Below are 22551 nucleotides of genomic sequence, written 5' to 3'. Positions count from 1 at the left end.
CTTACTTTTGCATTAAAACCATTTCCCTTTGAAAACAGAAATCTTTGCCATTACGCCGCCCTTTACACAACTGAATACTCCCTATCCGGCAACGGCGTATATCAAAGGATTTCTGAACACCAAAAATATTTCCTGCACACAGGCTGATCTGGGCATCGAAGTGATTGTGGAGCTGTTTTCCAAACAAGGACTTACTGATTTATTTGAATATTCAATACAAAGTAATCAGCAAACTAAAAGTGCAAACGCTAAACGCATATTTGCCTTGCGGGAAGAATACCTTAAAACCATAGATGCTGTTATTTCATTTCTCCAGGGAAAAAACCCAACACTTGCACTGCAGATTTGTGGGGATGATTTCCTGCCCCAGGCATCACGTTTTGCCCAGCTTGAAGAATTGGACTGGGCTTTTGGTGCTATGGGCACCCAGGATAAAGCCAAGCACCTTGCAACACTATACCTCGAAGATATCTCCGACTATATTGTAGAATGCATTGATGATAATTTTGGATTCAGCCGCTATGCTGAACGCCTGGGCAGAAGTGCCAACTCTTTCGATGAGTTGTATCACGCGCTGCAGCAGGCGCCAACCTATATCGATCATATCCTCATTGGCATATTAAAGGCTAAAATCGAATATATCCAGCCAAAATTATTTCTCATTTCTGTGCCATTCCCCGGCAATCTGTATAGTGCTTTTCGCTGTGCACAATGGGTGAAAGCGAATTATCCTGACATTAAAGTTTCAATGGGCGGTGGCTTTCCCAATACTGAGCTCAGGTCTTTATCTGATAAACGGGTTTTTGAGTTCTTCGACTACATCACCCTCGACGATGGTGAATTGCCGCTCGACTTACTGATCAAGAACATTCAGGGAACCATACCTTCCGAAATGATGATGTATAAGCGGACTTTTTTACTGGAGAACGGGGAAGTGGTATACAAAAATGATTCGTTCAGGAAGGACTACAAGCAGGCTGATGTAGGGACCCCAGATTATTCTGATCTTTTGCTTGATAGCTATATATCGGTTATCGAAATTGTGAACCCTATGCACCGCATGTGGAGCGATGGCCGGTGGAATAAGCTTACCATGGCGCATGGATGTTACTGGGGTAAATGTACTTTTTGTGATATTTCTCTGGACTATATCAAAGTATATGAGCCAGTACAAGCCAAACAGATTGTCGACCGCATGGAAGACCTTTATGCTAAAACCGGACAGAACGGTTTTCACTTTGTGGATGAAGCGGCACCTCCGGCTTTAATGCGTGAAGTGGCCCTGGAAATTATCAGGAGGAAACTGGCCGTAACCTGGTGGACGAATATTCGTTTTGAAAAAAGTTTCACGGCAGATCTGTGTCTGCTTCTAAAAGCATCAGGCTGTATAGCGGTTTCCGGCGGACTGGAAGTGGCTTCTGATCGCTTGCTTAAACTCATTGATAAAGGCGTTACCGTTGAACAGGTTGCAAGGGTTACCCGAAATTTTACTGCAGCAGGTGTTATGGTGCATGCCTATCTGATGTATGGCTATCCTACGCAAACCATACAGGAAACAATAGATAGTTTAGAAATGGTGAGGCAGCTGTTTGAAGCCGGTATTTTACAGTCGGGCTTCTGGCATCAGTTTGCCATGACGGCTCACAGTCCCGTAGGTATGTATCCTGAAAGGTTTGGTGTAGTGAAAGAAACCGAGCAGATTGGAACTTTCGCTAACAATGATATTAACTATATCGATAAAACGGGTATCGACCATAATAAATTTAGCTTTGGACTGAAAAAATCCTTGTTCAACTTCATGCATGGAATTTGTTTCGATTATGAGTTGCAGGATTGGTTCGATTTTAAAATACCAAGAACTAAAATTCGTCGTGACTTTATTGAACGCGCATTAAATGATGAAAATCAGTTTAATACCAAGCCTACGGCAAAAGTAGTCTGGATAGGGGGACAACCCGATGCAGAATTTTTTACCAAATCCAAAAAAGGGAATACCTGGGAAATGGCATCATTAACTTTCCATGATAAACGTGAAAGTTTCACCATTCAGACCAGCAAAGAGGAGGGCGAGTGGCTGACCGCAATTCTTGATAAAATTCACATTTCTAAGGACAAAGTGTATACTTTCGCAGAAGTGAAAGCAGCCTTTGAAACTGAAATGGAAAACTTCGAATTATTCTGGTATGCTAAACCCATCAATACACTACGGGAATCAGGTTTACTGGTCCTTTAAGCTGGAAAGGTTGGCATTCACTGACTTCATCTGGCTCGCATGATCTTCATATAAATTTTCGAGTTTTTGAAACGACTTCCTAGCATAATCTCTGGTGAAATAGTGGTGTACTTTAGCATTGAAAGGTTCCATTACCAGAAACTGTGTCAGTATCAGTGCAATAAAAAATGGGTAATGTGCCAGAATGCTGTGCGATACATCCTGCGGTTTCAGTAGTGGAATACCCATTTTAAGCGTTAAAAGATCAATGATTAAAGGAATAACCAATATCGGTATTAAAGCTGCTGCACGTGTTTTAAAATGGAGGCTCTTCTCGTAATCTGAAATCTGCTCCAAGTCGTGGCGGCGCAGCGATTGCAGCTCAAGTAACTTTTCATCCTTGTCGTGCTCCAGCTTAGATAAGGTTTTACCATGCTTTACATCTATTGAACTCACGTAATCAGATAATTCTGTTTCGGCTTCGTTCAATTTCTCCTGTTCTGCAACTATTGATTCCTGTTCAGCAATCAGCTTATCCATCAGCATTAAATCTTCTGGAATGCCGTGACTTAGTTTTTGCTCAACAGAATTAATGCGGGCATCTATTTGCTTGAACTGTTTCCGAAGAGAGGTAAATCTATCCTGACAAATTTGCTTTTCTTTATCATAACCCTGTTTTAAGCGGTCGATATCATATTTATACCGCTTGCTGATTAGCGCTTCATCATTAAGTTCCAGTCGGGAGTATAAAGTTTTCAATTCCAGCAATAACAATGTTCCGGGCTTTGCGGGCGCTGAAAGTGTGTTGCGAAAGTTATCAATATCGGAATCTGTTAGCGGATATGAATGCATCTGTATCAAATAATTGCCTAAATTAATTAGAAAAACCTGCATTGAGTATGTTTTGCTTGATCTTAAATTCAACATTTAGCTATATGTGCTGTTTAAACGCGTAGAACGTGCTGATAATAAGTGCGATTAGTATCTTCATCAAATGTTCATAATGTGCAACTACCTTTACATCGTAAGGCTTGAGCACCTTACACCAACCCCAGTGGTTGAGAGCGGTTAATTTAGATAAGGGCAATCATTCAGACGATTGCCCTTTTTTCGTTGTGCTTAAATCCGATATCAGGGCCGGGATATTTTTTCTAAAGTCTGCTTAGGCGCATGCCCAATCGTTTGTGATAAAAAATTACTTTTGCTTCACGTTAAATCATCCGATAAGCTGTATTTTTGACGTTTTATATCGCATGAATAATCAAGATACCATTGTTGCATTGTCAACTCCGCAAGGATCGGGTGCTATAGGCGTCATCCGCTTGTCGGGACCGGACGCCATTACTTTAACCAACAGTGTTTTCGCAGGTAAAGACTTGTCGGTTCAGGCCAGTCACACTTTACACTTTGGTTTAGTTAAAGATGGTGAACATATTGTTGATGAAGTGGTTGCCGGATTGTTCGTTGCCCCGAAGTCATATACCAAAGAAAATGTAGTTGAGATTTCCTGTCATGGATCTAATTACATCATTCAGCAAATTATAAGTTTGTTAATCAGCAAAGGCGCCCGTGCAGCAAAACCCGGAGAATTCACTTTGAGGGCTTTTTTAAATGGTGCCTTTGATTTGAGTCAGGCTGAAGCGGTAGCTGATCTAATTGCTTCCAATTCAAAAGCATCGCACGATGTGGCTATGCAGCAAATGCGTGGTGGCTTTGCTAACGAGTTGAAAACCCTTCGGGAGCAGCTGATTCATTTTGCCTCCATGATTGAACTCGAACTTGATTTCGCAGAAGAGGACGTTGAGTTCGCAAACCGTGATCAATTGAAAAATTTAGTGATCAAAATTAATCATGTTTTACGCCGATTGATTTCTTCATTTGAAATGGGCAACGTCATCAAAAATGGTGTACCTATTGTAATTGCCGGAAAGCCCAACGTTGGTAAATCTACTTTGTTGAATGCTTTGTTGAACGAGGAGCGTGCAATCGTCTCAGATATAGCAGGTACAACGCGTGATACCATCGAAGATGAGCTGACTATCGGTGGGGTGGTGTTCCGCTTTATTGATACCGCCGGCATTCGGGATACAGCCGATATTATCGAAGCACTTGGCGTGGAGCGAACCCTTGAAAAGATGAAACAGGCTAAGCTGATTATCTTTATGACCGATGCGGCTCAAAGCGTTTCGGAAATTGAAGAGCAGGTAAAGGGATTGGAACAGCTTGGCATTCCGTATCTGGTAATTGTGAATAAAGCTGATCTCATTGCTGACGATCAACGCAAGGCTTACGGAGCACTAAATGCAGTATTTATCTCAGCTCGGGAAAAGCAAGGGATAGAAGAACTTAAAACAACCTTACTAGAGCAGGTTAATCTGCATCATATCAATACCAGCGAAACGCTGGTAACCAATATCCGCCACGTTGAAGCGCTTAAGCAAACCGAAAATGCACTTCAAAAAGTGTTGGAAAATGCAGATAATCCGGTAACTTCTGATTTCTTAGCAATGGATATTAAACAGGCCTTACATTACCTTGGGGAGATCACCGGAACCGTTACTACAGATGATTTACTGGAGAATATCTTTACAAAGTTTTGTATTGGGAAATAGGCCAATCAGCATTCCTAAATGATTTAGTTGCTATCCGACCTAGCCCTAGGTTTTGTTCGACCAGCCTGGGAGGTATCCAGTTAACTCGCTTGGGTTCTCCTCGCACATTCCTTGCACATTCCTTGCATATTGTTTGGGTAAAACCAAGGAAAACCCGAAGGAAACGTATTTAAACCCCCTTTTTTTTGTAAAAATCCCCTTAAACCCACCGGGAATAGGGTTTTTGACGTAAGGAAAATAAAGTAAAATGGGTTTCAAGAAAAATGGCTGAATGTTTCGAGATGTGTTATTCCGTGTGAGCAAGGGATATATAAAATGTCGTGCCTTTGCCTTCTTCAGATTCGAACCATATTTCTGCCTGGTGCCAGTCCAGAATGGTTTTAATGGTGGACATTCCCAGTCCCACTGAAGGCTCACCTTTTAATCCGCTTCTGCCGGCAGGGTTAAATTTTTTAAACAGGTCTGCATGGAATTGCTTCGGGATCCCAATGCCCGTATCACTTACGGAGATGGTTAATATCTGTTCATTCTCGGTAATCCGTATTGTGATTCGTCCACCATCAGGTGTAAATTTGAGTGAATTGGAAACCAGGTTATTGATGACCTGAATAAACTTACTTTCATCGACTTCTGCATAGATCTCATCACTTTCCACTTCAAAGGTAAAATCAATGTTCAACATCTGCTCACCACTTTTGTATTCTTCAAACAACTGGTTCATCCTGTCTACCAGGTTCACACGGCTCCTGACCATTTCTACGCCAATGCTTTCCAGAAATTCCTTTTTAATCAGGTCCTGAATCATAGCAATGCCTTTCTTTGAACTTCTGCTGATCAGGTTGAGCATTTTTTCGATCTGCAGATTCTTTTCGAGCTTTTTGTGTGAAATGAGCATGTCTGACATCATCTGGATTACGCCAAGCGGCCCTGCCAGGTCGTGGCTCAATATACTCAGAGCGGCGTTCTTTTTATTTGCAAACTCCTGAAGATAATCAATGTGCTTTTTCTCTACACTCCGATCTTCCAGGTAAGCTATGGTCACCGGAGTTCCATCAATATCATCAAATCTCAAATTCATCCGTAGGAAAAAGATCTGGTGTTCAAATACAAGCCTGAATTCAATGTAAGCCTGTTGCTCACCGGTTTTGTTCCTTTCATAGCTTTGCTTCACATAAGTGTAGTCGTCCTGATGGATAAGTGCACTGAATTCGTTTATCGCTTTGGCCTGTGCCATTTTATTAAAAAACTCTATAAAGCCTGGATTACGGTAAAGGATATTGCCATCGGCATGGTTAAAAACCACGCAAATTACGGGATCGTTTTTCTGCACCGCGGTAAGTATAGCTGATGTATTGCTCATATTCTGAATTAGGGATGTGACGAAAAATGAAGCGTTTTAACAGCGGGAGACGACGAAAGGAATGGCGGAATATACGATTAATTGAGACTTTATTTTAAAAAGTAAAGGCAATTGGATTAATAATAATGGTTCTAATGTGAGGGGAGCAAGCTTTCCCGGTTTCTTTTGAGCACCGCATTAACCGCTTCAATCAATCGGGAAATGCTAAAGGGTTTCACCAGGTAATGATCGCCACCTACATGAAACGCATCCAATGCAAACTCACTGTATGAAGTGTGAAAAATCAGGTATTTAAAGCAGGGGCGTATCATCCTGGCAAGGTCTATTCCAGACACTTCCATGCGAATGTCGAGAAACAGGAAGTCTATTTGGTCCCACCCCTGGCTGTCTCGTAATACTTCATTATGGTTCGAATAAGATCCTATTAACTTAAGCTTGGGAATGAGGGAAATATATGTGGACATGGATTCCAGAAAATCCGGATCATCATCAATAATGATACAGCTATACTGTTTTTTATTCATAAATGATAGTCTAATCGTTGTGAAAATAAGATCAAAACGGACATTCTATAAGGGATTAGTTGACTATTGTGGGAGGACCCGGCGGGAAAAGAGCCCTCATCAAAATTGGTTATCGCTTCAGCTTTGTATAATGATATTCTGATAACCACATGTGGCAACGCATTGTTTTGTAATCGGTAAGTATTCTAGCTCATACAGGAATATTCGTCAATGGGTAATTGATGTCAGATTTAACTACCGGTGTAGGTGGTTGACTTTAGCTTTTAGCTACTGGCACCCGTTTCCTTCGCAGGCGTTTGATTTGCCCCATGTGTTCTGTCGGTACAGTATCGCCCAACAGTTTTCCCCAGGGTTTGAGTCCGTCTATGCGGTCGAAAATAATTTTTAATACTGCGATGAACGGAATTGAAAGGAACATGCCAGGTACGCCCCATAAGGCTGCACCCAGTAAAACAATCACAATGGATATCAAAGCATTGATTTCTACCTTTGAGGATACAATTCTAGGCACCAGTATGTTATTGTCGATAAACTGAATGATCGCATAAGCAGCGATAATCAGCAGCTGAGTGGTAAACCCATCCTGTGTTAGCGTAACCATCAATACCGGCAGGGCAATGGCAACGATACCTCCAATGTAAGGCAGCAGATTAAGTATAGCTCCGATTACGCCAATCAGGATGGCATTTGGCACGCCCAACAGTAGCAAGGAAACCGAGTTCATCACTGCAACAATTCCTGTTTCAATCAGGAGACCTACAATGTAACTTTGTATTGCCGCTTTGGTTTCTGCGAGTATTTCGCCCACCTTGGCTTTATTTTCTTCCGAAAAGACTTCATAAAGAAAGTTGAGGATAAGCATTTTATAAAACATGATGAGGAAAGTGTATACCGGAATCAGAAATACCACGCTCAGTATACCGAGCACGCCACTTAAGGTTTGTCCGATCATTGCTTTTCCGCTGCTGGCTGCATCATTAAGCATTTGCACCTGTTTTTGGGTAGTAATTCCAAAAGTATGTTCCAGCCATTGCTGCAAGTTGTGCATGAGCTCCACCAGTTTTTGTTTCATGGCGTCGAGGTTATCGAAGAAATGGGCTATCTGGGAAGAGAGGAAATACATGAGGCCCATTAAAACCGCAAGGGCAATGAGCATAGAGATGGCAATAGCCAATGCACGCGGCATACGTCGTTCTAACCGTACCGATAAAGGATTTAACAGGATGGCGATGAGTGCGGAGAAGGCAAGTGGCACAAGTACGTCGCGTAAAACGCTCAAAATGTAAACCGATATCACCAGGCCTAACAGGATTACCGGAGCCTTGATGTAGAATGGATAATTTTTGTTCATGAGATCAATTGTGAAGTGGGAACAAGATTTAGCTGATAAAGTTCTCTTTTGGCCAAAAGAATCGCGGGAAATTAAATCATTCGGGTAAGTTACAACTTCTAGCTTTTATTTCGACTGATTCCAAACAAAGCTGAATTTATTCCGTTAGCAGTTATAGGAATCAGATATCAATGGAAAATACATTTGGGATTAATATAATCCCTGAAAACGATGAACAACGGATTAGTGCTTTGCGTAGATATCAAATTCTCGACACACCTTCAGAAGAGTCTTTTGATGATATTGCCAGGCTTGCAACCGAAATTTTTGGTGTACCCATTTCGCTGATCTCTCTGGTAGATCGGGAAGAAGTTTATTTTAAAGCAAATGTTGGAATGGGCAAAGCTAAACGCACATTGCGTGGTGTAAGTTTATGTTCGCTGGCTGTACTAAACCATGAAACCACAGTATTTACCGATCCTTTAAACGAACCTTGTTTACTTACGAACCCTAATGTGGTTGGCGATTTTGGGCTAAAGTTTTATGCCGGTGCGCCGATTACTACGCCTGATGGTTTCAGAATAGGTACGCTATGTATCATCGATCAGGTGGAGCGGAGTTTTGATGAACGGGATGATAAAATTTTGAAGCGCATGGCCAAGGTGGTAATGGCTGAAATTGAGCTGAGGCTATCTGCAATCAACGAAATCCAGAAACAACTGGAGATCAATGAAGAAATTGAGGTCATGAACGAGGAGCTTAACGCTTCCAATGAAGAACTGGTTAGAAGTAAGCGGGAAATTCAACTCCTTAATACTGAACTCACCAATATCAACGATACGCTACTTGAAACCAATCAGGAGCTTTCAGCCTCTGTAGCAGCTTTCAAGGCCAGTCAAAGAGAGCTGATATTGGCCAATGCAAAGCTTGCCGATAGTGAAGAGATGAAAGATCTGGCGATAGAGCAGGCACAGCTCGGACTCTGGTATATTGATGCCAATACCCGGGAGATGATATCATCACCAAGATTAAAAGACTTTTTTGGCTACCCACATTCTGCGAACATGACCTTCGAAGCTGCCATGGCGCAGGTAAGGGATGACTACCGGCAACTGGTACTGGATGAAGTCAATCTTGCCATTCAAAACCATCAGTCATATAATATTGAATATCCGATTATCAGCTTTATGGATAAACGTGTCAGGTGGGTTAAAGCCATGGGCAGGCTTAATCCTGAGGGAAAGGGCCGAAAGTCATATTTATCAGGTACTGTGATGGACATTACAGAGCAGAAGGAAGATGAGCAGCGTAAAAACGATTTCATCAGCATGGTTAGTCACGAATTGAAAACCCCACTAACTTCAATGGCCGGATACGTACAACTGCTGGAAAGGATGCTGACGGCGAGCAACAATACGGCAGGTGTTAAAATTTTGCAGCGGGCAGCAAACCAGACCCGTAAAATGAACCTGATGGTTGATGGTTTTCTAAACACTAAACGTGCGGAAACCGGAAAAATCCCCCTTGATTTAACCACGTTTGATATGGCCGAACTGATGAAAGAAGCAGAAGAGGAAAGCATCGCCATTATTTCCACCCACCGGGTGATATTTGCCCCTGTAGAGTACACAGCAGTACATGCTGACCGTGAAAAGCTGGGACAGGTAATTTCCAACCTGCTTACCAATGCAGTGAAATATTCGCCCATTGGTTCTACAATTAATGTTGCCTGTGTGCAAGATGGTTTGTTTGCACGGGTGACGATTAAAGATGAAGGTATGGGTGTGACACTTTTCGATCAGGAAAAGCTGTTCTCGCGTTTCCATAGAATTGAGCGTAAGGAAACGGAAAATATTAAAGGCTTCGGGATCGGCTTATACCTTTGCGCAGAGATTATCCGCCGTCACCATGGCGAAATTGGTGTTGAAAGTGATGGCATAAAAGGGTCGGTTTTTCATTTTACCCTGCCACTTAAGCATGGGTTGGGATAAATAATTATATTTGTCTTTAAATCCCATTCATTTGCCCGCTATCCGCTCATTTTTAAATCAATATTACCGCACAGTATTTGCGTTCATTTGCTTAGTGCTGGTATTTTTCTATAGCAAAGCTTACAGTTACATGCTTTTCCACACACTGGTAGAGCTTTTTTCTATCGTTGTGGCCTTTGCAGTATTTATTGTGGCCTGGAACTCGAGGCGCATGCAGGATAATAAGTACCTGCACGTTGTTGGACTCAGTTACCTGTTTATCGGCGCGCTGGATTTGTTGCATACCCTGACGTTTAAGGGCATGAATGTCATTCCTTCTGATGGTTATCAGGCCAACCAGTTCTGGATTGCCACCAGGGCTATAGAAGCGGGAATCTTTTTAATCGGTTTTCTAATGATTAACAGAAAGCGCAGAATTAACAGCGACCTGCTGTTTGTCATCTACTTCGTGATTACCTTTCTGATAGCTGCCAGTATATTGCTCTGGAAGATTTTTCCGGTTTGTTTTGTGGAAGGTCAGGGGCAAACTCCTTTCAAGATTTACAGTGAGTACGTTGTTATCCTGATTCTAATTGTTTCGCTGGTACTACTTGTTTTTAACCAAAAAAAGTTTGACCGCAGAACATTTCAACTGCTGGCAGGTTCCATTTTTTTCGCCATACTCAGTGAGTGCTGTTTTGCCACCTATACCACTAATCACGGAGTGCTTAACGAACTGGGGCATTACGGGAAGCTGGTTGCGTTTTTCCTGATTTACAGGGCCAATGTGGAGATGTCGTTTGTTAATCCGATGGAACAGTTGTTCCGCAATTTAAAAGCCAGCGAACTTGAATATAAAACCCTCGCAGAAAACCTGCCAGGCATTATTCTTCGTTTTGATGATCAGCTGAATTGCATCTATTCCAATCAGATTACTTCAGGAGATCCTGTTTTATTTGAGGGAACCGCTGGCGAAATTCACCGCAGAATTGATCCCATGCTAAAGGTTGCTTTAAGAATGGGGATCGCACAAAACGGAGAGCTCGACATTGTAGTAGGTGGAGCGGTACGCGTTTATGCCTATCAGATTATTCCTGAAGTATCCCCAAAGACATCGGAAACGAATTTGCTGGTGATATGCAGGGATATCACTGCAAGCAGAAGAGAGAAGGAATATCTTTCGTCGCTATTGGATACTATTCCGCACCAGGTATGGACGGCAAAAGCGGATGGCAGTATCGATTATGTAAATGATGTGGTGTGCCGGGATTTTGGAAATTCGAGAGCGGTGCTGCTCACTGACGGATGGCAACAATATGTTCACCCGGATGATCTGGCAGAGCTGGGGCAAAAGTGGCTTTTTTCTTTGCAAAGCGGCGAGGGCTTTATGACCCAGTTTCGTTTAAAAATGGCAGACGGCGCTTATTTGTGGCACCTTGGTCGTGCAATGCCCATTTTTGAGGAAGGAAAGTTGAGTTTGTGGATCGGTACAAACACCAATATCGATGCACAAAAGAAAGGGCAGGAGCTGCGCGACGAGTTTATTTCGGTTGCTTCGCACGAGCTTAAAACACCACTTACCAGTATAAAAGCTTTTAACCAGATGCTGGCCAGAACCAGCGATCTGGTGAAAATGCGATCGTATGTTCAAAAGGTAGATCAAAGTACCAACAAGCTCGAGCGGCTCATCAACGAAATGCTGGATGTAAGCCGTATTAACGCTGGTAAACTTCAGTTTAATCCATCAAGCTTCGATATTTCACAGTTATTGCTGGAGTGCTGCGAAACGATGCAGTTAAGTACGGGTAGTCATACGCTGGTTTTCGAATCTACTGGTCCGGTTATCATCAGTGGCGACCGCTTCCGTTTAGAGCAAGTGGTTAATAACTTGCTTAATAATGCCATTAAATACTCTCCAAAAGCCGATAAAGTACTCGTAAGCTGCAAAACTGATCAAGGTGGCGTAGTGGTATCAGTAACTGATTTTGGCATCGGTATAGAGAGTCGTGAACTGGAGCAGCTTTTTGACCGCTATTACCGTTCGGATAATGCGGCGGAGCGTTTTGGTGGATTGGGACTTGGTCTCTTCATTTCATCAGAGATTATTAAGGGACATGATGGAACTTTCTGGATTGATAGTGTTATCGGTGAAGGCAGTACCGTTTCGTTCAGGCTTCCCATGGAAGAGAAAGCATTACAGTCCAGCAATCCGGAAAGCGGACTTGAATATCATAACGAGCACATTAGCATCATCTGCAACCGGGATAAAGGTTGGCTGGACGTTAACTGGACGGGCTATCAAAATGTAGAAACTGTGCAGAACGGCGGAATTCAAATGCTGGGCATACTGAAAAAATCAGGCTTGAAAAAGGTGCTTAATGATAACCGGGAGGTATTAGGTAACTGGTCTGAAGCTTCAGACTGGGCCGCAAAAGTATGGTTTCCTCTAATGATCGAGGCTGGACTCAAGGATTTTGCATGGGTATTTTCGCCAAGTATTTTTGCCCAGCTTGCTGCGCAGAAAACCGTCGATCAATCTGATGACGCCGCAAACGTGAATTTCTTCCATGATATAGATGAGGCGGTTAGGTGGCTTGAAAGTCAATAGCTTTATCATCATTTAACGATATTTCGTAAAATTGTTGATGATATAGATCAATAAACTTGTTGAAAACGTTTGTGTATTTTGTTTGATGTGATACTTTTGACCCCACACTATACTAAACTAAATCATCCAAGTTATCATGCCAGTCTCTCATCACGGTAAGTTTATCCGGGTTCAAAATACCTATATCCGTATCAGTCAAATCATCACCGTCAAACCAAAGGAGCTTGTTCACTACGATCAGGACGACAGGATTCTAGGTAAGGACTTTCCTGAAATCCATATTGAAACGAGTAAGGAATCGCTGGCTTTTTTATTTAAGGAGTTTGAGGAGCGGGATAAGGCGCTGGGGGATGTTTTGGAGGTGTTGAAGGGGGAGTAGGATTCCTGCGGAGGCTCTTTTTCTTTTCCCTTGATGGAAAAGAAACAAAAGATCAAGGCCTGGCGCTGATGGCGGATAAATTCGTCAAAGCTTCAATGGCGGCTGCACAAGTGCCGATAGGTTTCGAGTTGATCGAATAATCGGCAAATGCGCGCAACCTTGGGTTGAATAAGACTCGAATGGAACTGCGCAAGCTTTAACGATTTATCCTTCCATCATCGCCTATGCCGGAAAGCAAGGAGGAGATAGCGATTTTCGATAGCAAGTGGGAGATAGCGATGTTTCAGACAGCAAGGACGAGATAGCGATGTTCAGATAGCAAGGAGGAGATAGCGATGCTCAGACAGCAAGGACGAGATAGCGATGTTCGAATAGCATTGATAATATACCGAGGTTTAAGTAGCATGGAGGAGATAGCATCAGACAGATGGGCTGGTGCAGGATAACACTTTCCGTATTGGGTCTGGTAAAAAGGATAAAAATGGACAGCAATTTCAAAGGTGAACAAGTTGGTGAGGCCTTTTGATATTAAGACGATTTCGGTATTTTAAGTTTTCTGCAGCAAATTATGCGTTTTGAGTTTATTAAGAATTAATTTGTCCGTCATTTACTTCCGTTGGTGCTACACCAAACTTTTTCTTAAAAGCGTGAGAGAAATGAGAAAGGCTCTCGAAACCCAGATCGAGATAAATGGCAGAGGGTTTCTGCCGCCTGGTTTCCATCAGGTGCCTGGCCTCGTTTAAACGCCTGTTCTGGAGCCATTGCCGGGGTGGTGCATTAAAAGCTTTCTGGAAATCGCGTTTAAAGCCAGCTAAACTTCTGCCGGTGAGTTGTGCGAATTTCTCTACGGGCACGTTAAACTGAAAGTTACTAAGCATGAATTTCTCCAGGTCTATTTTATGCGGTTCAGAAAAATCAAACAGGAAATTGCGCAGGGCAGGCATGGCCATCATTAGCAGTTTTACACCTTCTTTTACTTTGAGAATACCCATTTCGTCGGTCATGCTGGCGCCGGCACTGCGGGCATAAGGTACGATCGACTGAAAATAGCCCTGCAGGAATTCGTTGGTGGGGATCAAAATATTGGGCGGACCGATATACTTTTGATCGGCCTGAATTTTTTCTTCCAACACAATTTTCCTTAGCAGCTCGTCCTGCAGGGATATCACTATTGTTTCATAGTTGCCACCCGGGAGTGGCGTTTTAGTGAGTGTGCCCAGCTGGTTCTTGCCAATCAGCAGCATTCCTCCTTGGGTCATTGAAATTGTTTGTCCGGAGGTTTCCATGGTGAACTTCCCTGAAACCTGCAACACCAGTGTATGGTGATTCCAGAAACAGACTTTCTCTTTTCGCTCGGCGGAGAGGTATGAGTAGAAGATTACACCGGGAAGAATTTCAGCTGGACTGATCATTTAACGTTGTAAGTAAGTTCCACCAACAATGGCGTCTATTGCAAAAGTAGTATTTAAAGTGTTCATTTCTTCAGTAGTAAATGCAATATCCATTGCCGCCAGGTTTTCCGGCAGGCGTGATCTGCGGCTCATGCTTACCAGTGGCATTACCTGCTCACCCTGTTCTTTCACCCATGCAATGGCGAGTTGCGTTGGCGTGCATCCTTTGGCTTTCGCCAGGTGTTTCAATACTTCTACTTTTTCCAGGTTTAGCACTAAGTTGTCACCCTGAAAACGCGAGAAATGGTTCCTGTGGTCGTTCGCCTCAAGCGGGGCGGTAAGGTCGCCTGTTAACAAGCCTTCCGCTGTGTTGGCGAAAGCAATGATACCTAGTCCCAGTTCTTTGGCAACCGGAAGCAAATCGCGTTCAATCTGGCGATCGGCCAGCGAGTAACCGATTTCCAATGCACTGATCGGGTAAACGCTGTTTGCCTGGCGAAGCTGATCGGCATTGATTTCCGATACGCCGATGTGGCGCACTTTGCCTTCTTTAATCAAATCTGCTACTGTTCCGATGATGTCTTCTACTGGAACGCTGCCGTCCATGCGGCAGGGTTGGTATAGGTCGATGGTTTCGATGCCCAGGCGGGTAAGGGAGTAGTTGATGAAGTTTTTGATGGCCATAGGGCGCAAGTCGAGACCAAGCCACTGGCCGTTATGAAAGATGGCGCCGAACTTTACGCTGATGAATGCCTCATCGCGGCGGTTTTTAATGGCTTTGCCGATAAGCATTTCATTGTGACCAGCGCCATAGAAGTCGCCGGTGTTGAGGAAGTTGATGCCGCTATCTAACGCTTGGTGGATAGTGGCGATGGCTTCGTTTTCGTCGGGTGTTGGGCCTCCCCAGATGGAAGACATGCGCATGCAACCTAATCCGAGTCTAGATACGATTGGGCCGTTGTTGCCGAGTTGAATTGTTGTGGTGTTTTTCATAGTACAAAGATGGGCGGTTGGAGAAGCCGCAAGTTGCCTGAGCGGCTCAAATATTTTGAGTGTACGGCTCAGGGAGGGAAGGAGCGAATGAAGGAATCTGTTATGAATATCCTGAGGCTCTACTTAATGGCGCTTTTGGCCTGAAGGATATATTCATCAATCTGATAAGTAACGGGCGAAATAGATCTGGCCTTTTCAAATAATTCAAGTGCTTGTGTGCGATTGCCGGTATGCAGATAGTAGATGCCGAGGTTGCGGAGTGCGAAGGCATTTTCTGGCTCGAGACTGAAGGAGTGGTTTATATCTGCCAAACCGTTGTCGTGATCGCCAAGCATGATTTTTGACAGCCCCCGGTTGCTATAAGCATAAGCAAAGTCTGGGTAGTGGATTATCGCTTTATCGAATATGTCAATTGCTTGTTCGTATTGCGCCATATTGTTAAGCGTGAACGCATAGTTATTAAGGGCATATTTGTGCTCCGGACAGATTTTTATTGCCTGCAGATAATATTCAACTGCGGTATCGTTTTCGCCTGCAAAGGAATGGGCTAATCCTGCGTTGGCTAAATCATCGGCATCGAAAATAAATAGCTGCTGGTGTTCATCTGATACTTCCATCGCCAGTTGATATTGTCTGGACATCAGGTAAGCCGATGTTGCGAGTTTAAAATATTCAGGTTCCTTTATATCTTTCAAGACTTCCCGATGGAAAATTTCTGCCGCCTGCTTATAATCTTCCTCATAATATAATTGTACAGCATGGTTTACTATAGTTTCTATCTTTCGCAAGCGAATGAGTTTGAGGAGCTGACGTCCGTCGTTATTAAAGCGGCGTCCCTGTGTTGTAACCATTTGCCCTGATGAAGGAATTAAACTGTGCATCATGCTAAATATGGCTACTCCAAAGAAAATCACTGAAACCAATTTTATTGAGCCATGCAGGTTAAATAAGCTCGCGAGTATAAATGTGGCTCCTCCAAGAAATACCGGAAGAAGCGGACCCATTAAAATCTGAATGATTTGCTGCGAGATGGTAAGATTGTTTTTCTCCAAGGTGCACATACCCCCTCGCCAGTTAAAAAGGTTTTTTCTGAGGTAGATGGTCAAATTGTTATAAGAAAGCTTTGAGGATTCGGAAGTGTTTCCATAAGATCCGATATAAATTGTTGCACCAGCCTTTGTAAATATCATTCCCGGGATGGCATGACCTAATTCATGAATGATGATCACTAGCTTGAAAGATAGGTAAGAGATCAAATAGATCATCAGTAAGATCGCAGGGAAACTCATGAAGGTTAATTTTTATTAAAGATAATGGATTAAAGGCTAATAAGTTCAAGAAGGTAATTTTTCTTTAGCTACAGAAAAACGGAAGGTATGGACAAAGGAAATACCTGAGGACTACTTTTTTGTTAAGGTGATATTCGTTAATTTTATATACAAAAAAAATACAAGCCTATGTTACCGATCAAACCACACCTCTGGTTCGACAACAATGTTGTTGAAGCTGGAAATTTTTATACTGGCTTACTGCCAGACTCGGCTGTCATCTATTCGAGTGCTATTCCAATGCCGGATGGTAAATGTGATGTAGTGGAGTTTACGATTGCCGGGCAGTCTTTTTTAGGGATTAACGGTGGCCCGGGATTGAAGATTAATCCGTCTATTTCTTTCATGATGCATTTCGATGAGGCCTCCGCCGTTGATCAGGTGTGGGAGAAACTTATAGTGGGTGGCAAAATTATGATGCTGCTGGACGAATACCCGTTTAGTGCACGGTACGGTTGGGTGGAGGATCAGTTCGGAGTTTCGTGGCAACTGATGCTTAGGGCTGAAGGCTCCGCGGAAAGACAGGTCATTATGCCATCTATGATGTTTACAGGAGCGGTAGCTGGAAAGGCTGGCGAGGCTATCGATTTTTATTCGAAGATCTTTAAGGATGCCAGGCCGGGTTCGCTGGCGCCGAGGGCGGAAGATGCCGGACCGGACAAAGCGGGCAGTTTGATGTATGGTGATTTTTTTATTGGCGGGACCTGGATTGCAGCTATGGACAGTGCACATTCTCATGGCTTTGGGTTTAATGATGCACTTTCGTTTTTGATTACCTGCGATAGTCAGGAGGAGATTGATTATTACTGGTCGGCGCTTACGGCGGGCGGTACGCCCGGGCAATGTGGCAGGCTGAAAGATCAGTTTGGGGTATCCTGGCAGGTGGCTTCATCAGTAATGTTTGATGCGCTTAAGCATGGGAACGAAAAACAGATTGAAAGGGTGGTTGAGGCTTTCCGAAAGATGGACAAGGTTGAGGTAGGGGTTCTGGAAGAGGCTTATCGGGGAAGGGAATGATTGGATGAGAAAATAATTTAATGAGAGCATCACCTTGTGATCGAATTGGTGTTTAAAAATGAAAAACGGGAACCAATCCTGGCGGATGGTTCCCGTTTAATCTAAATTAACGCTCTCGGTATATTATACGCTGTGCTTCGGACTTTATTGTGCAAATGCCTATTTATTTGATATAAGCTGCAATGAGCTTATTTACGTTTTCGCCTCTCAGGTCTTTTGCGATTACTTTTCCCGACGGATCGAGCAGCACATTCTGGGGTATTGCTGTAATGCCAAACCTCACGGCTACTTCGGTTTTAAAGCCTTTCACATCACTTACCTGCGTCCACGGCATCTTATCTGCATCTACAGCGGCAAGCCAGTTTGCTTTCTTATCATCCAGCGATACGCCTACTATTTCGAAATTTTTGTCTTTTAGTTCGCTGTAGGCTTTAAGCAGGAATGGATTTTCAGCTCTGCAGGGTACGCACCAGCTTGCCCAAAAATCGACTAAGACATATTTTCCTTTCAAGGATGAAAGGGTGAAAGTATTTCCTTTGGCATCGGGGAGGGTGAAGTCGATTGTTTTGCCTACGGCAAATTGCCTTGCTTTATTGAATTTGTCGGTGATTTTTTGTCCGGTGAAACTGCTGAGCACTCTTTTGCTAAGTTTATCATAGATGGGCTCGAATTTTATCACGTCAATCACTGCCATTTTATTGCCCATTACAAGGTCTGCGGTTACGTATGAATCCGGGTTTGCTGCAATGAAATCGTCGAGAGTTTTCTCCATATTGGTAACCAAAGGCTTTGCGTCAACCGAGATTTGTTTCAATTCTATAGAATCTTTGGCAGCCTTTGCCTTATAGTATCGCTTGACGATTTTTTGATATTCGGCCTGCAAGGGGTCGATTTTTTGATGGTAGGCCAGATTTTCTGCCTGCGTTTTTGTGCCGGTAATGGATGCTGTAGCTACAGAATCCTCACCTACCAGGGTGGTATTTCCTTTTTCAAGGTAAAACTCTTTGAAATCGGCTGAAGTTCTTTTTCCTGCTGAGGGTCGTACTGCTTTCAGTTCCAGATAGGCTCTGTTGCCAAACGCTGTTGTTCCACTAATGGAAAACTTTCCACTTTTTAATACGGCACTATCTCTACTGCTTTTACCAGCTGCATTGATGTATGTGAGCAAGACCTGCTTATCACTGCCCGCGTTTGCTAGTGTGCCGGCAACCGTGAATTTGTCCTGTGCTTTCGTGGCGAATGCTGACAGCATCGACAATACGATAAATATCTTTTTCATTTGGATTATTTTATGTTGTTACTGAATAATTTGAGACTGTTATTTGATCAGGGCTTTTAGCTTTTCCGTCAAATCTTCTCCTCTCAGATTTTTGGCAATGATCACTCCTTTAGGATCTACCAGAAAATTTTGCGGCACAGAACTGATTCCGTACATAGTTGCTACATCATTTTTCCAGTACTTAAGATCGCTAACATGTATCCATGGCATTCCATCTGTTTTAATGGCGTTCAGCCATTGCTCTTTTCCGGCATCTAGTGATACGCTTACAATTTCAAACTTGTCTCCCTTTAGCGTGTTATAGGCCTTTACAACATTTGGATTTTCGGCGCGGCATGGCATGCACCAGCTGGCCCAGAAATCAACGAGTACATATTTTCCACGTAGCAAGGAAAGGGTGAATGGTTTTCCATTAATGTCGTTCTGTGTAAAGTCGGTTGCGGTAGCGCCTTGTTGTCTGCGTTTACCAATCTCAATTTTCTCCAATGTTTTCAATCCGAGTGGAGAGGCTTTTAATTCCGGAGAAAAGCGTGCGAAGAGCGGCTCTACCTCTTTAGGATCGAATTTGCTGTCGAGCACGTAAGTATAAAATGTATTCAAACCCGCAAAAGTATTGATGTGAGTTTCTGCGAAAGTCTTGTTGATGTTTTTGATTTGTGCCACGAAAATTGAAATGCTGTCGCCAGCTTTTTTACGTTCCTCGACAGTTTTTTGATATACACCAGCTTTATCTTTTTTACCATATAGATTTTGCAGACGAATGATTTCGGCTGTAATCGGTTTTATTTTTGTTTCCCTTTCTGTATTTTCCTTTTCAGCGAGGGAGCCGGTAATTTTGGCATCTTTGATTGATTCTTTTCCTACAAGAGAAATTCTGGAGTTTTCAATGAAAAAGCTTTGGTAATCGCTACGACTATTCTCTTGTTTGGATCCTGCGGATTTGAGTGCGATAATCACTGGTTGTGGTTCAGGTACAGTTCCGGTGAACATAAATGCGCCATCTTTCACCTCTACGGAATCAGTTTCTTTCCAGGCACCATCTTTATAAAATGCCAGATAGGCTTTTGCCGGGACTTTCATGACTGTTAGTTTTCCCGTTAATGTGTAGTTTTTCTGCGCTGCGGCCATGAGGGGTAACATCAGCAGCAAGGATAGTATTCTTTTCATATGATTATTTTTTCTTCAGGTTATGCTGTATTAGGCGTTAAATATTAAGGTACCAGGGAAATTCCTGCAATAAAAATTGCTTCGTATGCGGCAGTATATTTCACAGATGCGAGCGAAGTAAAGCGGACGTATCTTGCCGTCGTTTGTCCGATGTCTATGGTTTGCATATTGTTTACGATATTACCTGCGAATATTCCCTTATTTACCCAGGTTGTACCATTCATACTTGTCTCAATCTGGATAGAGGTGGGGTAGCCGCCATTCCTCGGATAGGCCAATGCAGTAGGCACATAATAGGTGAGTGCGGTAAAAGGCACATCCTTGTTTAAATTTATGGTCACATACTGAGGCATGGTTTGGGTAAGTGTGGTTGTCCAATAGGTGGTGGTATTATTGGCATCTAATAGGAACGTGGCGGCATTAGTGGCACTATTCTGCGAGGAGTAGGCCATAATTGTCCAGCCCGCTTTATTTACAAAAAAGGGTTTGCCTGTTTTGAATATATAGAAAATGGTGCGACCAGTTGCAGCGCCTTCCGTTTTTCCATCTACCGACCTGATCACCACGGGCAGTACGTAGGTGGTATACTCTGTTAATTTAGTTTGTGAGCCGATATTGAGCTGTGCCGGTTCTGAAGAAGTGCTATTGGCCGGCAAGGTTACCTGTGGCTTGAAAAAGATGTATGCACTTGTGGGTAATACCTGTGCGGCTGCATTGACATACCGGCTTCTGTATTCCGCTATTTTGGCGGTGTCAACTGCGAAGGTGATGTAATGAGTGCTTGCTGATGGTGTACCAGAAAGCGCCGCCTTTATTTCAATGACTGTTAGCTTATCTTCTAGGATCGACACATCACTTTCTACCACATCATTTCCGGCAGCCTTATCAAAAGAAATGCTTTGATCTGGTAGTGAAGGCATATCATCTTTTTTGGTACATGCTGATAAGCTGAGCATCAATGCAGCTATTGTGAGTAAATTAAATATATACTTTTTCATTTGTGATTTAATAAGGGTTCTGTTGCATTCCTGGATTAAAACTCATTACCTGATAAGGGATCTGGAGGGTGTATTTTTTACTGTGTGGGGGCAGAGTGGCAATTACAGCACCCTGTGCATTCAAGCGGTTTACTGTAGGCATTCGGTTTTCTTTATCCAGGCGGCGCATGTCAAACCAGCGTAGGCCATTGTAAGGGAGTTCGTGCGCACGTTCCAGTAGAACTTCTTTGATTACGTCTTCCTGATTAGCAGAATTATATTTTACGTAAGTTGCTGTGGCAATCCGGTTTTTTCTGATATCGTCGAGGTATTGAAGGGCACCGGAGAGGTCGTTTGCACGAGCAGCAGCTTCAGCCGCAATAAGCTTCATCTCCTGCACGGAAGTTCCAGAGTTTACATTGGCCAGTATCGGAGTAACCAGTGTTGGAACAAATAGCGTAGCCCCTCTGGTGTTGAAAGTATATCCATCAGTACTGCGATAAAGCATTTTTACCCTAAGGTCGTTAGTCGCGAATGAGCGCATATGTTCGAGCGTGGCTGTGATGTTGCCAACAAGATACCGACCATAAATTACATCTGGATGTGTGCTGGTCAGGTTCGTTAAAGGTAACGTGCCATTATAGTTAATCATGACCGCTTTGGTATTAGCCAGTGCCAGGTCGGCATTTATTTTCGCAGCGGTATAGTTGCGTGCATAAAAATATACCCTTGCCAGTAAGCTGTAACCTCCCGCCACGGAGCCTCTGAAACGATTGGCACTATTGTCGAGTGGGAGATCTGGAATTGCTGCATTGATATCGCTGAGAATGTGCTGATACAGTTCTTCCAGGGTACCGCGTGAAGGAACCGTTTGGGTAATGTCGTTTGAGGTGATAAAGGGAACGCCAGGATTGTTCGATGAAGTTACCGCATCATAAGGCTGACAATATTCATTCATTAAGTAGAAATATTCCAGTGCCCGCCCCAACAGCGCTTCCGCTTTCAGGCTTTTCTTTTGTGCCGTGCTTCCACCAGTTGCATTATCGATGCCCACCAGAACGGTGTTGAACAGGTTAATTTTGGCATAGTGATCTCCCCAGAATAAGGGAGCATCATTTACGTTTACCGAATACTGCTCTCCCCAAGTGTATACTAATTCTGCTGCTGAGGCCGGCGGATTGGTAATGGACAGTACATCCACATTGTCGTTTAAGTAGCTGATTGTACCCGAAGGAGGCGAAATTCCAATAGCTAAGGCATCATCATTCAGCCACTGGTCGTAGTGTGTAACAGTGGTTAAAAGTGTTTTTCCCTTTGGGGTAATGTCGAGGTATTTGTCGCAGCTGCTCAGTAGTAAGAGTACGCACGCCCAAATCATCAGCTTGTAATTCATATTTTTCATTT

Annotated in this window: 17 protein-coding genes; 6 read left to right on the top strand and 11 right to left on the bottom strand. The window is 43.3% G+C overall.

Translation table 11 applies throughout. From position 1 onward, the window contains the following. The first annotated feature begins 28 nt into the window (after positions 1–28). Entirely contained in the window at positions 29–2233 is a 2205-nt protein-coding gene (locus tag AC570I_RS18625; protein WP_497406678.1) for a B12-binding domain-containing radical SAM protein, read from the top strand. Here AC570I_RS18625 and AC570I_RS18620 read toward each other — a convergent pair. Further along, positions 2219–3106 carry a hypothetical protein gene (locus AC570I_RS18620; RefSeq protein WP_497406677.1) on the bottom strand — a complete coding sequence of 296 codons (888 nt, stop codon included), beginning with the start codon at positions 3104–3106 and terminating at the stop codon, positions 2219–2221. The two genes, AC570I_RS18625 and AC570I_RS18620, sit on opposite strands and share 15 nt — an antisense overlap. A gap of 359 nt (positions 3107–3465) precedes the next feature. Here AC570I_RS18620 and mnmE point away from each other — a divergent pair, with 359 nt between their 5' ends. Then, a complete protein-coding gene (gene mnmE, locus AC570I_RS18615) occupies positions 3466–4824 on the top strand; it encodes a tRNA uridine-5-carboxymethylaminomethyl(34) synthesis GTPase MnmE (protein WP_497406676.1) in 1359 nt (452 codons plus the stop codon). A 286-nt stretch (positions 4825–5110) separates the two neighbouring features. Here the strand turns inward: mnmE and AC570I_RS18610 are convergent, their stop codons facing one another. The 3 genes from AC570I_RS18610 to AC570I_RS18600 form a co-directional block, all read right to left on the bottom strand. Further along, positions 5111–6184 (bottom strand): sensor histidine kinase, encoded by a 1074-nt coding sequence (locus AC570I_RS18610; protein ID WP_497406675.1) that lies wholly within the window; start codon positions 6182–6184, stop codon positions 5111–5113. 131 nt (positions 6185–6315) lie between these two features. Then, positions 6316–6708 (bottom strand): LytR/AlgR family response regulator transcription factor, encoded by a 393-nt coding sequence (locus tag AC570I_RS18605; protein ID WP_497406674.1) that lies wholly within the window; start codon positions 6706–6708, stop codon positions 6316–6318. Between the two features lie 256 nt (positions 6709–6964). After that, positions 6965–8059 carry an AI-2E family transporter gene (locus AC570I_RS18600; RefSeq protein ID WP_497406673.1) on the bottom strand — a complete coding sequence of 365 codons (1095 nt, stop codon included), beginning with the start codon at positions 8057–8059 and terminating at the stop codon, positions 6965–6967. A 170-nt stretch (positions 8060–8229) separates the two neighbouring features. Here AC570I_RS18600 and AC570I_RS18595 point away from each other — a divergent pair, with 170 nt between their 5' ends. The 3 genes from AC570I_RS18595 to AC570I_RS18585 all read left to right on the top strand — a co-directional run bounded on the left by AC570I_RS18595 (position 8230) and on the right by AC570I_RS18585 (position 12995). Beyond that, positions 8230–10029 carry a GAF domain-containing sensor histidine kinase gene (locus AC570I_RS18595; protein ID WP_497406672.1) on the top strand — a complete coding sequence of 600 codons (1800 nt, stop codon included), beginning with the start codon at positions 8230–8232 and terminating at the stop codon, positions 10027–10029. 130 nt (positions 10030–10159) lie between these two features. Then, on the top strand, positions 10160–12616 hold the full coding sequence (locus tag AC570I_RS18590) for an MASE3 domain-containing protein (protein WP_497406671.1): 2457 nt from the start codon (positions 10160–10162) through the stop codon (positions 12614–12616). A 136-nt stretch (positions 12617–12752) separates the two neighbouring features. Further along, positions 12753–12995: a hypothetical protein gene (locus AC570I_RS18585; protein WP_497406670.1), complete on the top strand. Its 243-nt coding sequence runs from the start codon at positions 12753–12755 to the stop codon at positions 12993–12995. 584 nt (positions 12996–13579) lie between these two features. Here the strand turns inward: AC570I_RS18585 and AC570I_RS18580 are convergent. The 3 genes from AC570I_RS18580 to AC570I_RS18570 form a co-directional block, all read right to left on the bottom strand. Then, entirely contained in the window at positions 13580–14407 is an 828-nt protein-coding gene (locus AC570I_RS18580; RefSeq protein ID WP_497406669.1) for a helix-turn-helix domain-containing protein, read from the bottom strand. After that, a complete protein-coding gene (locus tag AC570I_RS18575) occupies positions 14408–15379 on the bottom strand; it encodes an aldo/keto reductase (protein ID WP_497406668.1) in 972 nt (323 codons plus the stop codon). It abuts the gene before it with no gap. Positions 15380–15498: 119 nt separating this feature from the next. Continuing rightward, on the bottom strand, positions 15499–16668 hold the full coding sequence (locus AC570I_RS18570) for a tetratricopeptide repeat protein (RefSeq protein WP_497406667.1): 1170 nt from the start codon (positions 16666–16668) through the stop codon (positions 15499–15501). 168 nt (positions 16669–16836) lie between these two features. Here AC570I_RS18570 and AC570I_RS18565 point away from each other — a divergent pair, with 168 nt between their 5' ends. Beyond that, positions 16837–17724, top strand: a complete 888-nt coding sequence (locus tag AC570I_RS18565) for a VOC family protein (protein WP_497406666.1) — start codon at positions 16837–16839, stop codon at positions 17722–17724. Between the two features lie 163 nt (positions 17725–17887). Here the strand turns inward: AC570I_RS18565 and AC570I_RS18560 are convergent, their stop codons facing one another. The 4 genes from AC570I_RS18560 to AC570I_RS18545 are packed head-to-tail and all read right to left on the bottom strand — an operon-like array spanning position 17888 to position 22549. Next, positions 17888–19003: a redoxin domain-containing protein gene (locus AC570I_RS18560; protein WP_497406665.1), complete on the bottom strand. Its 1116-nt coding sequence runs from the start codon at positions 19001–19003 to the stop codon at positions 17888–17890. A 39-nt stretch (positions 19004–19042) separates the two neighbouring features. After that, complete coding sequence (locus AC570I_RS18555; RefSeq protein ID WP_497406664.1) at positions 19043–20170, bottom strand: redoxin domain-containing protein; 1128 nt, start codon at positions 20168–20170, stop codon at positions 19043–19045. Between the two features lie 44 nt (positions 20171–20214). Beyond that, positions 20215–21168, bottom strand: coding sequence for a BT_3987 domain-containing protein (locus AC570I_RS18550; protein ID WP_497406663.1), 954 nt, complete (start codon positions 21166–21168; stop codon positions 20215–20217). Positions 21169–21175: 7 nt separating this feature from the next. Beyond that, entirely contained in the window at positions 21176–22549 is a 1374-nt protein-coding gene (locus AC570I_RS18545; protein WP_497406662.1) for a RagB/SusD family nutrient uptake outer membrane protein, read from the bottom strand. Positions 22550–22551 lie beyond the last annotated feature (2 nt).

This window comes from Pedobacter sp. A2324, from assembly GCF_059693705.1.
Note: the sequence above shows the minus strand (reverse complement) of the source record. Positions and strands in the feature narration are given on the sequence as shown.

What these genes read in the sequence shown, in the direction of transcription:
- AC570I_RS18610 (WP_497406675.1), bottom strand. Translation starts at nt 6,184, where the DNA reads ATGAGCAATACATCAGCTATACTTACCGCGGTGCAGAAAAACGATCCC.
- AC570I_RS18575 (WP_497406668.1), bottom strand. Translation starts at nt 15,379, where the DNA reads ATGAAAAACACCACAACAATTCAACTCGGCAACAACGGCCCAATCGTA.
- AC570I_RS18595 (WP_497406672.1), top strand. Translation starts at nt 8,230, where the DNA reads ATGGAAAATACATTTGGGATTAATATAATCCCTGAAAACGATGAACAA.
- AC570I_RS18605 (WP_497406674.1), bottom strand. Translation starts at nt 6,708, where the DNA reads ATGAATAAAAAACAGTATAGCTGTATCATTATTGATGATGATCCGGAT.
- AC570I_RS18560 (WP_497406665.1), bottom strand. Translation starts at nt 19,003, where the DNA reads ATGAAAAAGATATTTATCGTATTGTCGATGCTGTCAGCATTCGCCACG.
- AC570I_RS18550 (WP_497406663.1), bottom strand. Translation starts at nt 21,168, where the DNA reads ATGAAAAAGTATATATTTAATTTACTCACAATAGCTGCATTGATGCTC.
- mnmE (WP_497406676.1), top strand. Translation starts at nt 3,466, where the DNA reads ATGAATAATCAAGATACCATTGTTGCATTGTCAACTCCGCAAGGATCG.
- AC570I_RS18555 (WP_497406664.1), bottom strand. Translation starts at nt 20,170, where the DNA reads ATGAAAAGAATACTATCCTTGCTGCTGATGTTACCCCTCATGGCCGCA.
- AC570I_RS18570 (WP_497406667.1), bottom strand. Translation starts at nt 16,668, where the DNA reads ATGAGTTTCCCTGCGATCTTACTGATGATCTATTTGATCTCTTACCTA.
- AC570I_RS18545 (WP_497406662.1), bottom strand. Translation starts at nt 22,549, where the DNA reads ATGAAAAATATGAATTACAAGCTGATGATTTGGGCGTGCGTACTCTTA.
- AC570I_RS18585 (WP_497406670.1), top strand. Translation starts at nt 12,753, where the DNA reads ATGCCAGTCTCTCATCACGGTAAGTTTATCCGGGTTCAAAATACCTAT.
- AC570I_RS18565 (WP_497406666.1), top strand. Translation starts at nt 16,837, where the DNA reads ATGTTACCGATCAAACCACACCTCTGGTTCGACAACAATGTTGTTGAA.
- AC570I_RS18620 (WP_497406677.1), bottom strand. Translation starts at nt 3,106, where the DNA reads ATGCAGGTTTTTCTAATTAATTTAGGCAATTATTTGATACAGATGCAT.
- AC570I_RS18600 (WP_497406673.1), bottom strand. Translation starts at nt 8,059, where the DNA reads ATGAACAAAAATTATCCATTCTACATCAAGGCTCCGGTAATCCTGTTA.
- AC570I_RS18580 (WP_497406669.1), bottom strand. Translation starts at nt 14,407, where the DNA reads ATGATCAGTCCAGCTGAAATTCTTCCCGGTGTAATCTTCTACTCATAC.
- AC570I_RS18590 (WP_497406671.1), top strand. Translation starts at nt 10,160, where the DNA reads ATGCTTTTCCACACACTGGTAGAGCTTTTTTCTATCGTTGTGGCCTTT.